The 14,828-nt window shown below is 34.6% G+C and carries 9 protein-coding genes and 1 pseudogene; 8 read left to right on the top strand and 2 right to left on the bottom strand.

The annotated features are described in order from the left end of the window. Positions 1–100 precede the first annotated feature (100 nt). The 3 genes and pseudogenes from AC07XN_RS18500 to AC07XN_RS18490 all read left to right on the top strand — a co-directional run. Positions 101–1,126: pseudogene (locus AC07XN_RS18500) on the top strand (DUF1593 domain-containing protein); the annotation flags it as partial. A gap of 12 nt (positions 1,127–1,138) precedes the next feature. Beyond that, the gene (locus AC07XN_RS18495) at positions 1,139–1,621 is read left to right on the top strand and encodes a hypothetical protein (RefSeq protein ID WP_494744114.1); all 483 of its coding nucleotides are present in this window, start codon (positions 1,139–1,141) and stop codon (positions 1,619–1,621) included. A 232-nt stretch (positions 1,622–1,853) separates the two neighbouring features. Beyond that, positions 1,854–6,227, top strand: a complete 4,374-nt coding sequence (locus tag AC07XN_RS18490) for a T9SS type A sorting domain-containing protein (RefSeq protein ID WP_494744113.1) — start codon at positions 1,854–1,856, stop codon at positions 6,225–6,227. A 46-nt stretch (positions 6,228–6,273) separates the two neighbouring features. Here the strand turns inward: AC07XN_RS18490 and AC07XN_RS18485 are convergent, their stop codons facing one another. After that, entirely contained in the window at positions 6,274–9,228 is a 2,955-nt protein-coding gene (locus tag AC07XN_RS18485; protein WP_494744112.1) for an FAD-binding and (Fe-S)-binding domain-containing protein, read from the bottom strand. Positions 9,229–9,417: 189 nt separating this feature from the next. Between AC07XN_RS18485 and AC07XN_RS18480 the strand changes: the two genes are divergently transcribed. Together AC07XN_RS18480 and AC07XN_RS18475 are read left to right on the top strand one after the other, a co-directional pair. Beyond that, the gene (locus AC07XN_RS18480) at positions 9,418–10,659 is read left to right on the top strand and encodes an ABC transporter permease (protein ID WP_309919977.1); all 1,242 of its coding nucleotides are present in this window, start codon (positions 9,418–9,420) and stop codon (positions 10,657–10,659) included. Between the two features lie 83 nt (positions 10,660–10,742). After that, a complete protein-coding gene (locus AC07XN_RS18475; protein ID WP_309919979.1) occupies positions 10,743–11,168 on the top strand; it encodes a DUF8785 domain-containing protein in 426 nt (141 codons plus the stop codon). A gap of 47 nt (positions 11,169–11,215) precedes the next feature. Here AC07XN_RS18475 and mdh read toward each other — a convergent pair whose 3' ends face one another. After that, positions 11,216–12,154 (bottom strand): malate dehydrogenase, encoded by a 939-nt coding sequence (gene mdh, locus AC07XN_RS18470; RefSeq protein ID WP_494744111.1) that lies wholly within the window; start codon positions 12,152–12,154, stop codon positions 11,216–11,218. Between the two features lie 190 nt (positions 12,155–12,344). On the opposite strand from mdh, the gene AC07XN_RS18465 reads away from it, so the two are divergent. The 3 genes from AC07XN_RS18465 (at position 12,345) to gatA (ending at position 14,686) form a co-directional block, all read left to right on the top strand. Further along, entirely contained in the window at positions 12,345–12,782 is a 438-nt protein-coding gene (locus AC07XN_RS18465; protein ID WP_309919984.1) for a YkvA family protein, read from the top strand. Between the two features lie 106 nt (positions 12,783–12,888). Further along, the gene (locus AC07XN_RS18460; protein ID WP_309919985.1) at positions 12,889–13,098 is read left to right on the top strand and encodes a Sec-independent protein translocase subunit TatA/TatB; all 210 of its coding nucleotides are present in this window, start codon (positions 12,889–12,891) and stop codon (positions 13,096–13,098) included. Between the two features lie 169 nt (positions 13,099–13,267). Beyond that, complete coding sequence (gene gatA, locus AC07XN_RS18455) at positions 13,268–14,686, top strand: Asp-tRNA(Asn)/Glu-tRNA(Gln) amidotransferase subunit GatA (RefSeq protein ID WP_494744110.1); 1,419 nt, start codon at positions 13,268–13,270, stop codon at positions 14,684–14,686. The last annotated feature ends 142 nt before the right edge of the window (positions 14,687–14,828 follow it).

The raw sequence follows: 14,828 nt of genomic DNA, 5'->3' as shown, positions 1-14,828 counted from the left end.
AATATTCGTAAATATTTATTTTACATTTACCTTCGTACAATAAATTAATAACAATAAAATCTTCTATTATTCATACAATTACAAGAAAATCATAAAATAAATGAAAACAAAAGTAATTCTTTTCTTTTTAATGAGTCTTTCTTTTATTTTAAAGACTTCCTCAGACGCTTGGTCACAAAAAAGCAATATAAACACAAAAAGTCGTACTATCATTACAACTGACGGTGAAATAGATGATGTTGATTCCTTCATCCGAATGTTGTTATATGCGAATGAATTCAACATCGAAGGATTGGTTTACAGTAGCTCGCAGTGGCATTATAAAGGCGATGGCAAAGGAACAACGTTTACGTCTGAGATGGAAAATACGGCTAAAAGATATGGCAAACGTACTGACTTACGATGGGCAGGCACTAGTTGGATACAAGAATTACTAGACGAGTATGAAAAAGTTTAGCCAAATTTATTAAAACATGATAAGTATTATCCAACTGCCAATACTTTAAGAAAATTAATAAAGGTAGGCAATATTGATTTTGAAGGTGAAATGAATAAAGATACTGAGGGTTCGGAATGGATTAAAAAAGTATTGCTAGATAACAACCCTCAGCCCGTTTATTTACAAATCTGGGGAGGAACCAATACTGTAGCACGTGCCTTGAAATCCATTGAAGATACTTATAAAAATACGCGTCAGTGGGCTAGCATTTATAAAAAAGTATCCGACAAAGCCATTATTTATGCCGTGCTCGACCAAGACGCTACTTATCAAAAATATGTAGCCCCGAACTGGCCAAACATCAAGGTTTTTTATAATTCTGACCAGTTTTGGTGTTTTGCTTATCCTTGGCCAAGAGTAGTTCCGAATGAATTACAGCCATTATTAAGAGGTGAATTTATGGGGGAAAACATCATCCAACATCATGGTCCTTTACTAGCAAAATATTATGCGTGGGGTGATGGACAGAAGCAAGTGGGAGACGAAGAACATACCCATGGAAACATGACAGATGCCCAGAAATATAAAATGACCCAATATGATTTTATTTCGGAAGGTGACTCTCCTGCTTATTTCCAACTACTTGATGTAGGATTAATGAGCAAAGACCATCCAGAATATGGGGGTTGGGGTGGTAGAATGGTTCAATCAAAAACAAATCCTCTGCGTTGGGAAGATGGCAAACAGGTAACAGACTTTAACCCTTTCACCCAAAAACATGATGCCTCTTTTCCGCAAACACGTTGGATTGAAGCCTTGCAATTAGACTTAGCTGCCAGAGCCGATTGGTGTATTAAATCATTTAAGGAAGCCAATCATGCTCCGAAAATTATCGTAAAAGGCAATAATATCAGAAAAGTAAAAGCTGGCACAAAAATCATCTTAGAAGCATCAGCTATTGACCCAGACGGCAATGCCGTAGATTTTAAATTTTGGCAATATCTAGAAGCAGGAACATCGCCTGAAAAAGTAGAAATAGAACCAACGATGCCTAATGCTACTAGTATCACCATTCCCGCAACAGCCAAAAGCGGAGATACCATTCATATTATTGTTGAAGGAAAAGATAAAGGCACACCAGCATTGATTCGCTATCAAAGAGTAATACTAATTGTAGAATAAAAGAAAGATTTCGAAAGAAAAATATATTAAAGGCATAGGCTAGAATCAACTCTCACTTAGTGCCATAACCAAATCTATTTGCATATGATACTAAGCTGTAGAACTATATGTCACAAAATACAAGTATTTTTTTTAAAAAAAGTCTAATACTAGAAAGAACAAAATGGGATATTTAGTTAAAATGAAATATTTTTGTCAAATATAAATTTAAACACTATAATATAAACTACCTATGTTTAGATCTCTTCAATATTTACTACTACTTAGTTTTTTCACCTTTCAATTACAAGCACAAACAATTTTAATTTCTTCTATTAATAACGAATATGGATCGTCCAACACCTTATGCATAGGACAAAGAGCATTCATTAAATACACAAAAACAGGTAATTTTACGAGTAACAATGTACTTACAGTTCAAGTAAAAACAAGCTATGATGGTGAAAACACATGGAAAAGTGTAAATACCATAGACTCTTCAGGAACTTTAATTTTTACTTTGCCAGAAAGCCTTATTAATTACACTTATGGCAACAGCGGATATTTTAATAGTGATTTTAGAGTTGTAACATCTTCACCTAAAGTTAACAGCAATACCTTACAATACAAGGCTATATTCTCTTTACCTGTTGTTGAATTTACAAGTATTCAAAAGAAAGTCCTTTACCCCTACGAGTCAGTTTCAATAGGACTTAAATTATCAGGTTCAACACCAATGAACCTGCTTACTAGTGATAGTTCTAAAATCTCTTTAACTTATTTTAATGCTAACTCCGACAACAATCTATTTAATGTAAATCCAAGCAAATCTGGCGTATATAGTATTATTGAAGCCTCGAATATGTGTGGAAAAGGAATAGTAAAAGGTGGTACAAACATTACTGTTATAGACAAACGATTACAAATAACTGGACTTTCAAATCTTCATGTTTGCAAAAATGGTAAATTAGACATTTACTATTCTACTTCAGGAAACTGGGACGCAAACAATAAATTCCGAATTAGGTTGGTAGATATGTCATTTAACGGTTCAAAATTTTATGACTTTGAAGCAAGTGAAACAAATGGCGTTTTATCAACTACAATCTCAGACGCTATTCCAATAGGGTTTTATAATATTCAAATTATAACAGCAAATGGTCCTGCTATCGAATCTCCTTATTTTCAAAGTTATATTTCAATCCATAATGAATTGAAAGTAGATTTCACTGCTGAAAGCACTTCTATTAGTTTTGGTGAGACAAAAAACTTAAACTATTCAATCTCGGGATATGGTTCTTTTTTGATTGAATTGAATAATGGACAAATCATCAAAAAAACAGATGTTCTTGATGATGTTATAAATTCTTACATAAGCGTATCTCCCAAAAGTACAACACACTATAGCATTAAATCATTTTCATCTTCATGCGGAGTGGGTAAAGGAAGTAAATCTATACTTGTTACTGTAAATGATGGTATTAAAACAGACTCTTTAAAAGCAGGAAAATATTGCTTAGGAAGTAGTGTGGAAGTTAAATTTTCTAGTAACAAAGCCATAAAAATTGGTAGCAAGATAAAAGTAAGACTTTTAAATGACCCTTTTATTGTAGATAGTATATATGGATTCCCTTACAGAGATGTAGTTGGAACGGTTATCAGAGAGAATATTGCTTCTTTTATCCTACCGATGAATCTACCAGAAAGTTTCAGCAATAATACTTTTTATGTTAGTGTTGCTACGGATGAATTAAAAAACGTTTCAGTCAGCCCAAATTCCATTTATGTTTTATCCCTTCCTTCAGCCTTGATTACCAATCTAAGTGGAGTAACTTTAGCCTCTCCACAAACTTTAGGTATCCAACTTTTATTGAACGGTGCTGGAACTTATGAAATAACGTTATCTAATAATCAAAAATACAAAATTGAACACAATTACGTTACTTGGGGTATGACTGGCTTTACTCGTGTTTACTTCCCTAAGTCAGAAGAAATTTGGATTTCTTCCATTAAAAATATTTGTGGCACAAATTCAAGCATCAATCCTGATAAAAAAACCGTAATAGTCGAAAATAATAATTTTTCTATACAATTATCAACCAATGAATTTCAGCCCATTGAAATTTGTGCAGGAAAAAAAATTGATATTAATCTACTTATCAAGGGTAATTTCCAACAGGATAATCAATATTCAGCAGAGTTGATTCCAGACAATAATAGTTTACCAAAAATAAACTTAGGAACAATAAAAGCTGATCAAACTCAACTATTGATTCCTTCAAACGTAAAAAATGGAAAGTACTCGCTTAGAGTATCTTCAAGCAATCCTTTCTTTTATAGTAACGAACTGACTATTGCGGTTATGAATATTCCAACCATATCAATATCAAATAGTGCTTCACAGAATATACTACTCGGGGAAATAGCTCCCATTGATATTAAAATATCTGGAGGTGGAAATGTAGAAGTAGCTTATTCAGATGGTACAAATGAAAGTTACGGACTTGGTTTTTATGATTATTCTACAACTATTATTAGACAATTTACCCAAACAGGAACTTTTGCTGTTCAGTCTTTGAGCAATATTTGCGGTATTGGGAAAATAGATGAAAACAATACTGTTACAGTGAAAGTAAAAAACTACAATATTATAAATAGATATTATAACTATGCTAATAATATATCAGGGTATTATTGTAGAAACTTTAAAATACCAATTCCTTTTGATATTGTTGGAAAAGTTGATAGTACAACAACATTCTCTGTACAAATTGCAAAACCTGGAGACACCAATTATACCACAATTCTTTTTGGTGTTAAACAAAGTCCAGCATTGATTTCTATTCCAGAATCCTATACTGACGTAGATTATAATATCCGTATTATTAGTAGTGATAACTTAGTACAGTCTGAACCTGTTGGCTTAAGGTTAAAATATTCACCAGAATTAACTTTAAAATTGAGTAATGAAAATTCTGAAGCAACAATTAATGCAGGTGAAAGTGTTACTCTTTATACAAAATTGAAATATGAAAATTATGGAGTAGCAAGATATTTAATTATTGATGATAAAAACAATAAAACTAACGGAGAAATCTCATATGGTAGCACGACCTTAGAAGAAATTAAAAAACCAATTGAAAATACTATTTACACTTTGACATCTGTATTTAACGAATGCGGTATAGGTAAGGCTTCTGGTAGTGTTAAGATTACAGTAAATCCAGTTGTTTCTATGACTTTTGAGAATACTAATCTTTTCTGTAGTGATAAAAATATTCAAGCTAACATCACGGCTTTAGGAACATTTGGTACGGACAATATTTTTAAAATAATCGCAACTAATGATAATGGAGTAACTACAACATTACTAACGACGTCTAAAACAGGAAAAATTGTTATACAGCCAAATAGTCAACTGAAAAGCGGTAGTTATAAAATACAGATAGAAAGTAGTAATCCTTATCAATTGAAGGATGTTAGCTATATAAACCTTAGAGAATTACTTGATGTTACTATCTTGGGAAATCCTATTATCAATCAAGGTAACCCTGCTTATATTTTATTTAAAAATAATAAAGGTTCGGCAATCCCAGATAAAAATAATTTCGGGTCTAAGGAAGATGTAAGTTTTGAATTAAGCGATGGAACATCAGGAAGTTTCTATTTGAATTCCAATTGGCCAAGCTCTATTTTAGTTTTTCCAAACAATACAACTACTTATACGTTAAAATCAATTAATAATGTTTGTGGTCCTGGAAAAATCAAGGGAAGCGCTACTGTAACTGTCAATCCTTATGCTAATAAACAGGTCAGTCTTTCTAATATTTTATCCACTTCCACTTCTTATTGTCAAGGAGCGATAGTAAGTATCCCATTTTTTTCCACTGGTGCTTATTCAGCACAAAATAAATTTACTGTTCAAATCTCTGATAGTACTGGTAAAAATTATCAAAACCTTATTACCGAAGGGAATACAAGCCCATTGAGGGCTAAAATCCCAATGGATTTGCCATTAGGGCACGGATACTACATCAGAGTACTTGCTAGTGATAGTGATGCGAGTGCAACAAGTTCTAATGTTCCCATCACAATTTTAGAAGCTATTACGGCTCGATTTGATACTGAATCTTATTATTTTAATGAAAATAAACCTATAATAATCAATCTTACTTTTACAGGTACACCACCTTTTACCTTTGTAGTTGGTAGTGATGAATTAAACACTAAAATATTCTATTCTGAAAAGACTAATTATAGTATAACCTTAAATCCATTGGCTAATACTTCTCTCCGTCTGTTTTCGGTAGGGAACGTAAATACTTGTGGAACAGGAACGGTGGTTAGTCCTTCGACAGTAAAAATTGAATTAGTGACAGCCTTAGAAGAATTAGGGAAATTAGGGATAAATGTTTTTCCAAATCCTACCTCGAACATGATTTATATTGAATCTAACGATAAAGAGGTAAGTATTCAATTGGTAGATTTTTCTGGGAAGATTATTCAAGAACAAATTTTAAGTGGAGAACAAAAACAAATCGATATTTCAAAAGTTTCAGCAGGAACTTACTTCTTGCGTGTACTGAAAGAAGCTCAAGTGGCAACTTTTAAAATTATTAAGCTTTAAAAATCATAGAGCCAACGTCGAATAAATTTCAACGTTGGCTCTATGATTACTTCACCAACGCCTCCCACAGAATTTCTACTGGATGCTGTGCTATTCTACCAGTTCCATCTTTTATCTGATGACGACAGCTAGTGCCCGGTGCGGCAATAATTACATCATCCGCTTGTTTTCTAATAGTTGGGAAAAGTACTAACTCTCCTACTTTCATTGACACTTCATAGTGTTCCTCCTCATACCCGAAAGAACCTGCCATGCCGCAACAGCCTGAGGGAATTAATTGTACTTCATAATTTTCGGGTAAGGATAACATCTTTTTAGTAGCTACTAAAGATGATAATGCCTTTTGATGGCAATGTCCATGTAATTTAATCAGTCTTTTTTCATCCGTAAACAGCGATTTACTCAGTACTTTTTTATCGATTTCGTGTGCTAAAAACTCATCAATCAAAAAGGCATTTTTGGCTATTCTTTCAGCATCTGCCAATAATTCAGCAGGCACTAATTCAAGGTATTCATCTCGTAAAGTAAGAATAGCCGATGGCTCAATACCCAAAATGGGTGTGTTTTCGTTGATAATATCCAAAAGCGTTTTAACATTTTGAATAGCAATTTGTTTAGCTTCTTTCACTAATCCTTTTGACAGATAGGTTCTGCCACTTTCCAAATGTTCGGGAAGAATTACCTCATACCCCAATTTTGTCAGTAGTGATATTGCCTTTTTACCAATTTCAACATCATTATAATTGGTAAATTCGTCACAAAACAGATAGACTTTTTTAGTGGGGTCTGAAATATTCTGTGGTTGTCTTTTTTTATCCCAAGCCCTCAAGGTTGTTTTTCCTAAGGTGGGGATAGACCTCTCCTGAGCAAAACCTAACACCTTTTTCGTAATATTAGCAGTAAATGGTGTTTGTATAATAAAATTATACAATGATGGAAACATTGAAGCCATCGCTTGCGATTTGGTGAAATTTCCAATCATCTTTGTACGGAAAGGCACACCATGTACATCATAATAATGTTGTAGAAATTCAGCCTTCATTTTACCAACATCTACTTTGGAAGGACATTCAGATTTACAGCCTTTGCACGACAAACACAAATCCATTACCTCTTTCACCTCTTGATGATCAAAACGATTTTCTTTTTCTGAATTTGTCAAAAACTGACGCAAAATATTGGCTCTGGCACGCGTAGTATCCTTTTCCATGCGAGTAGCCATATAACTAGGGCACATTGTTCCACCCGTTACCTCTGTCTTCCTACAATCGCCAGAACCCGAACATTTTTCTGCTAAACGAAGGATTCCTTCTTGGTTAGAAAAATCAAAATAGGTTTCAATACTTGGATTCTGTTTCCCTGCTTCATACCGCAAGAATTGGTTCATCGGAGGCGTATTCACAATTTTGTTAGCATTGAAAATACTTTTAGGATCAAAAAGTGTTTTTACTTCTTTTAATAAAGTAAATACTTCTTTGCCCAACACACTTTCAATAAACTCACCCCTCAATCGTCCATCACCATGCTCGCCACTTAATGAGCCATTGTATTTTTTCACCAATTCAGCCGTTTCTTTCAAAACCGTTCTGAATAATAATTTGCCTTCCTGCGTTTTTAAATTAATCATTGGCTCAACGTGCAATTCTCCAGCACCAGCATGAGCATAATAAGACGCATTGATTTCGTGTTTCTTGAGAAGGTCTTGTAAATCGGCGATATAGGCAGGTAAGTCTTCTGGTGCAACGGCACAGTCTTCAATTAAATTAACGGGCTGAATATCGCCTTTAAGATTTCTGATTAATCCTAACCCCGCTTTTCTAACGTCCCAAGCAGGAATGGTATTTGCTCCTTTTACAATGGGATAGGCATAACCAACATTTGCCTTTATTAAGTCTTCAATAAGTGCTGAGGTTTTCAGGTTCAAAGCGTCATCACTTTCTTCCATAAATTCCACCATCAAAATAGCCGCAGGGTCTCCTTCGATAAAAAAGCGGTTCTTTTCATACAAATGATGCCCTTTGGTGAAATCTAAAATATACTTATCAACTAATTCAGAAGCCATTGGTCGATGTTCGAGCGCTACTAAATTTGCCTGTAAAGAATCTTGAATAGAACTACAATGGATACAAACCAAAGCAGTTTCTTGCGGAGGCAAAGGCAATAAATTCAGCTTGGCTTCAGTTACAAAAGCAAGGGTTCCTTCTGAACCTGCCAATAATTTACAGAAATTAAAGCCCTGCTTATTTCCTTCTAAAAACATTTCGCTTTCCATCAGCATATCCAATGCATAGCCAGTATTTCTGCGTTTCAATGTTTTCTTCGGATACGCTTTCTCTATGGCTTCTTGAGTAAATGGGTTATTCAAGGTGCGGAATATTTCTCCATACAATTTACCTTCTAAAGTATTGGTTTGTACTTTCTGAAAAAATTCAGCTTTGGTCAACTCTCCAAATTCTACTTCTGAACCATTACTTAATAATACTTTAGCTGAAATTAGGTGGTCGCGGGTTGTTCCCCATACGATTGAATGTAACCCACAAGAGTTGTTACCAATCATTCCCCCAATCATCGCTCTGTTAGAGGTAGATGTTTCAGGACCGAAAAGCAAGCCATAAGGTTTTAAAATTACGTTTAAGTCATCTCTGATTACCCCAGGCTGAACCCTCACCCAACGTTCTTCTTGATTGATTTCCAACACATTGGTAAAATATTTTGATATATCCACTACGATACCTTTTCCTACTACTTGCCCAGCCAAAGAAGTACCCGCCGAGCGAGGTATCAATGTAACATTGAACTCGTTGGCAAGCTTAATTAACGCTTTAATATCTGCTATGTTTTTAGGAATAGCCACTGCTAATGGCTTTTCTTGATACACTGAAGCATCTGTAGAATATAGCATTTTTTGTGCATTGTGTAGCGATGAGTTATCAAAATAAAGTTCGCCAGAAAAGCTTTCTTGAAAATACTTAAAATCGGAAATGGTAATTTTAGAAGACATATCTTTTATTGGTAATTTGAGTGTAAAATTAAGGCATAAAAAAACTATTAAAGGTATTGATGAAAAGTTTTTTCCAGTCTTACCCACATTTTACCATTCAACCTATCAATAAACTCCATTTGTCATTTCGTAGTTGTTTGTCAAAGTTTGTAGTTTTAAATTTAACTTGTTAAATATTAATCTCATTGTATGAAATTCCTCAGACAACTATTTGAAAGCTTACGTTTCGCATGGCAAGCCCTACGATCTAATTTATTACGAACCGTTTTATCACTTTTGGGTGTAACGATTGGTATTTTTTCGATTGTTGCTGTTTTTACCGTTGTTGATTCTATGAACATGGGTATTCGCGAACAAATCGATTCATTCGGTAAAGGTGTAGTTTATGTAGGCAAATGGCCTTGGGTGATGAGCAACAATTACCCTTGGTGGAAATACATCAATCGCCCTAGTATGAAGTACAACGAGTTCAAATATCTATCCGATAACCTCGAAAATTCTGAGGCTGTTTCTATTATGGATGGTAGAAGAACTACGTTGAAGAATGGCAACAATAGTATGGAAACTAATTTAGCAGGTGTTAGTCAGGATTATAATAAAATCACGGATGTTCCTGTTGAAACGGGAAGATATTTCTTGAATAATGAAACAGATAATTCCGCCTTTGTAGTTATTTTAGGAGCGAAAGTCAAAGAAACTCTTTTTCCTGATCGTGGTGATGTCATCGGAGAAACGATTAAAATCAATGGCATTAAATTCAAAGTTATCGCCATGATGAAGAAAAAAGGAGAAGATTTAATTAGTTTGGGTGGGTCGCCAGATGAACGAGCTTTTATTCCTTACACAACATATGCGAGTCTTTTTCAAAAAGACGAACCAGAACCCGATATTGCGGTAAAAGCGTATGACTGGGATAAAGGTCAAGAAACTTTGGAAGGCGAAGTGACAGGTCTTATGCGAAGCAGAAGAGGACTAAAACCTACACAAGACAATAATTTTTCTATCAACCGTTTAGATGGAGCCGTAAAATTCTTCGAATCTATATTTGCCAGTATGAACGTTGGTGGTGCTTGTATTGCTTTTTTCTCATTATTAATAGGCGGCTTTGGTATAGCTAATATCATGTTTGTTTCTGTAAAAGAACGAACTAATATTATTGGTATCCAAAAGTCATTAGGGGCTAAAAATTATTTTATTCTATTCCAGTTTTTGTTTGAAGCCGTATTTTTGAGTTTGATTGGTGGTGCAGTGGGTATATTCTTTGTCTGGTTATTGTCTAATGTCAGTTTGGGTTCGTTAAAGCTCGTGCTTACTTTTGGTAATATCATGATTGGGGTGTTTGTATCTACCTTTATTGGTGTATTATCAGGTATTGTGCCTGCATGGGTAGCTGCCCGCCTAGACCCTGTGATTGCTATTCGTTCAAAATAATAATAACATATATTAAAAATGAAAGAATTGAATATCTTTGTATATATTCAATTCTTTTTTTTATACATCTAAACAATTTTATTATGGCTTTCAACGAACGAATGAATTCAGCAAAACAAGCAACGATGGTCTTTTTTAGAAGACTGTTTATTGGCATATTAACGCTAGCTGTGCTTGTAATCATGTTCAGCTTTTTATTAACGAGAGTTGCTTATTCGGAAGGAGAAAGAGCGGGAGTAATTTCAAAATTCTCTAAAAAGGGAGTGGTTTTCAAGACTTACGAAGGAGAACTTAACGAAGGGGCTCAAGGACAAATGGGCAATATGGTCAATAGATTATGGGCATTTACAGTAGATGCTGATGACCCAACAATTATTCAAAAATTAGAAGATGCCATGCTGACTGGCAGAAGAATCCGTGTGCATTATGAACAGCGGTATATGAAATTTTCGTGGATGGGCGATACTGAATATTTTGTTGACAAAGTAGATGAAGCACCCTTGAAATAAATAAATAGTGAATAGCTTTTTAAAGCTATTCACTATCCTTAGTTAAACTACAAATCTAACGTAGATAATACGTTGTTCATATTACGAACAGCATCTGCTGATTTAGCAAATAACGCTTGTTCTGCATCATTTAATTTATAATCAATGATTTTTTCCCATCCTGTTTTTCCTAATACTACAGGAACACCTAGACAAATATCTGATTGTCCGTACTCTCCTTCTAAGAAAACTGAACAAGGAATTACACGTTTTTCATCACGAATGATTGACTCAACCACTGATAAACTTGCAGAACCAGGTGCATACCAAGCCGAAGTGCCTAATAAGCCTGTTAGTGTAGCACCACCAACCATCGTATCAGCAGCCACTTTACTCAACGTAGCTTCGTCTAAATAATCTGTAACAGGAGTTCCGTTCCAAGTGGCTAAACGCGTAAGTGGAATCATCGTAGTATCACCATGTCCACCGATTACCGAACCATGTAAATCATTTGGTGATACATTCATCGCCAAAGATAAATAGCATTTAAAACGTGCAGAATCCAACGCTCCACCCATACCAATAATACGGTTTTTAGGCAAGCCCGAAGCTTTTAATGCTAAATAAGTCATCGTATCCATCGGATTTGATACAATCACAAAAATAGCATCAGGAGAATACTTAAGGATATTATCAACGACTGATTTTACAATGCCTGCATTTACTCCTATTAGTTCTTCACGAGTCATCCCTGGCTTGCGTGGAAGTCCCGAAGTAATCACAACGACATCAGAATTAGCCGTTTTAGAATAATCGTTAGTAACACCCGTTAGTTTAGTATCCCACCCTAAGATTGCAGCAGTTTGAAACATATCTAGGGCTTTACCTTCAGCAAAGCCTTCCTTAATGTCAAGCAATACTACTTCCGATGCTAATTCTTTACGGGCAATGTTATCAGCAGTGGTTGCTCCCACCGCTCCTGCACCTACGACAGTTATTTTTGACATAATCGATTGTAAATTAATTGTTTTAGTAAATACGTTTAAAATCTAACGCAAATGTAACCCATTTGCTTATTCACTAACGGTTTATTAAGTATTTTTTGTAGAATTCTTAGTAAAAGTTTGGTAAATTGTATATTTGCTACGTTATAGACATATGTTCATTCATCGAATCCTTAAATTAATATCATAAAATATGACTAATGAAGACTTAGTAGGCAAAGTTTTGAAATCAACATTCTTCAAAGCTGCTACGAAAAAGGCTGGGAAATATGCTGGAACGGGGTTGGCTGTCCTTGAATTATTAAGAGAAGCCCTTATCAAAGCCAGAGATATTGCTAATAACGAAAATAAAGGCGTAGGACAAGTACTTGCAGAGCGCATCACAACGTTAAGTAGAATGGTAAAGGCTTATGCTACGGGTCAATACAGAATCATCCCGTGGGCTAGTATCCTGAAAATTATTGCCAGTTTGATTTATTTTATCTCTCCTTTCGACTTAATCCCAGACTTTTTACCTTTTATAGGTTTATCTGATGATTTGGCTTTAGTGATGTGGTTATTTAATTCTTTAAAAACAGATGTAGATAATTTTATTGCATGGGAAAAAGGAGAATTATTGCCACTAAAATAGGTTTGCAAGGCTCTGTATGCTTTTGTAGAGAAAGAAAAACTAAATGGTAAAAACTAAAATCTAAAATCATTGCTTATCTTTACGCAAATATTTAATAACTAAGGACATGGAACTTACTTCAATTTATCTAATTTTCAACATGGGCGGTCCAGAATTAATTTTGGTGGGTTTAGCTGTGTTGTTATTTTTCGGCGGTAAAAAATTACCAGAATTAATGAAAGGCTTGGGAAAAGGCATCAAAGAATTCAAAGAAGCACAAAAGGACGTAACTGACCAAATTACAAAAGGCTTAGAAGACGATACAAATACAAAATAGTATTAAGGTATTTTAGCAAGAGCATAGTTGAGGTGATTTTATTATCTCAGCTATGCTTTTGTTTTGTTAATAGATAGGGTTCAATCATAAAACCATCTAATTAAGTTCAATAGCAAGTGGCTTAATTCGCTTACTTAAGCTATTGTAATTACACTAAATTAAACCATTCATGAAAGTATATTCAACCTTAAAAGATATCCAAGCAGACCTTTACGCAGGTAATATTACGTGTCGTCAGTTAGTAGAGTTCTATTTGAAAAATATTGAGGAGAAGAACAACACATTAAATGCTTTTTTATCTGTTTTTGACCAAGAAGCCTTGGAAAAAGCAGACCAAATAGATGCCAAAATTAAAGCAGGAACGGCCAAGAAATTAGCTGGAATGGTTTTGGGTATCAAAGATTTACTTTGCTATAAAGATCATACTTCACAAGCTGGAAGTAAAATTTTAGATGGATTTGAATCTCAGTTTACAGCAACTGCTGTTCAAAGAGTGATAGATGAAGATGCCATTATCATAGGAAGACAAAATTGTGATGAGTTTGGGATGGGTTCAACCAACGAAAACTCTGCTTTCGGTCCATGCTTAAATGCAGTTGGTGAAAACAGAGTAGCGGGTGGTTCATCAGGAGGCTCGGCAGTAGCCGTACAAGCAGATATGTGTTTTGCTTCATTAGGCACAGACACGGGTGGTTCTGTTAGAATGCCAGCAGGTTTTTGTGGTTTGGTAGGTTTAAAACCTACGTACACAAGGGTTTCTCGCTGGGGCTTAATTGCCTATGCTTCTTCATTTGACTGTATCGGTCCTATTACCAAATCAGTGGAAGATGCTGCCATCTTATTAGAAATAATAGCGGGGAAAGACGAACAAGATAGTACTGTTTCAAACGAAGAGGTAGTTGCTTATTCTACCTTCCAAACTGATAAAAAAACGTATAAAGTTGGTTATTTAAAAGATGCCGTAGAAAGCGAAGGCTTACAGCCAGAAGTTAAAGCAGCTACCTTAGCCAAATTAGATTATTTAAAAGCAAAAGGTTATCAAGTAGAAGCCGTAGAATTTCCGTTGATTAAATATTTTTTACCAACTTATTATACGTTAACAACTGCCGAAGCTAGCTCAAACCTATCAAGATTTGATGGCGTTCGTTTTGGACATAGAAGCCCTGAAGCGGTTGATTTAATGTCACTTTACAAAAAATCACGTTTTGAAGGTTTTGGTAAAGAAGTTCGTAAAAGAATTATGTTGGGAACTTTTGTATTGAGTGCAAGTTATTATGATGCTTACTATACAAAAGCACAAAAAATAAGAAGACTAATCAAAGAATATACAGATAATTTATTGACTGAATATGACTTTTTAATTTGCCCGACTACGCCAACAACGGCCTATAAATTAGGAGAAAAAACAGCCGACCCTATCCAAATGTATTTAGGGGATTTGTTTACCGTACAAGCAAATGTGGTGGGTTTACCTGCTATTTCTATTCCTAACGGAGTAGATAATGAGGGAATGCCAATAGGATTTCAGATTATGGCTGGAGCTTTTGAAGAAGCAGAATTATTAGCTTTTGCCAAGGAAATAGCATAAGATATTTATTATATTAAATATTATCACAAAAAAGTATCGCCTACAAACCTTTACAAATAAGGATAGGCGGTACATTTTTTTTTGCTAAAATTGATTTCTCTAAGTAGCTTTATAATGGTATAAATGTTTTTATCACCACAAA

This window comes from Arcicella sp. GW458-12-2-14-TSB2, assembly GCF_059423785.1.
This window is presented reverse-complemented; position numbering and strand designations above follow the sequence as displayed.

What these genes read in the sequence shown, in the direction of transcription:
- AC07XN_RS18495 (WP_494744114.1), top strand. Translation starts at nt 1,139, where the DNA reads ATGGTTCAATCAAAAACAAATCCTCTGCGTTGGGAAGATGGCAAACAG.
- AC07XN_RS18490 (WP_494744113.1), top strand. Translation starts at nt 1,854, where the DNA reads ATGTTTAGATCTCTTCAATATTTACTACTACTTAGTTTTTTCACCTTT.
- AC07XN_RS18485 (WP_494744112.1), bottom strand. Translation starts at nt 9,228, where the DNA reads ATGTCTTCTAAAATTACCATTTCCGATTTTAAGTATTTTCAAGAAAGC.
- AC07XN_RS18480 (WP_309919977.1), top strand. Translation starts at nt 9,418, where the DNA reads ATGAAATTCCTCAGACAACTATTTGAAAGCTTACGTTTCGCATGGCAA.
- AC07XN_RS18475 (WP_309919979.1), top strand. Translation starts at nt 10,743, where the DNA reads ATGGCTTTCAACGAACGAATGAATTCAGCAAAACAAGCAACGATGGTC.
- mdh (WP_494744111.1), bottom strand. Translation starts at nt 12,154, where the DNA reads ATGTCAAAAATAACTGTCGTAGGTGCAGGAGCGGTGGGAGCAACCACT.
- AC07XN_RS18465 (WP_309919984.1), top strand. Translation starts at nt 12,345, where the DNA reads ATGACTAATGAAGACTTAGTAGGCAAAGTTTTGAAATCAACATTCTTC.
- AC07XN_RS18460 (WP_309919985.1), top strand. Translation starts at nt 12,889, where the DNA reads ATGGAACTTACTTCAATTTATCTAATTTTCAACATGGGCGGTCCAGAA.
- gatA (WP_494744110.1), top strand. Translation starts at nt 13,268, where the DNA reads ATGAAAGTATATTCAACCTTAAAAGATATCCAAGCAGACCTTTACGCA.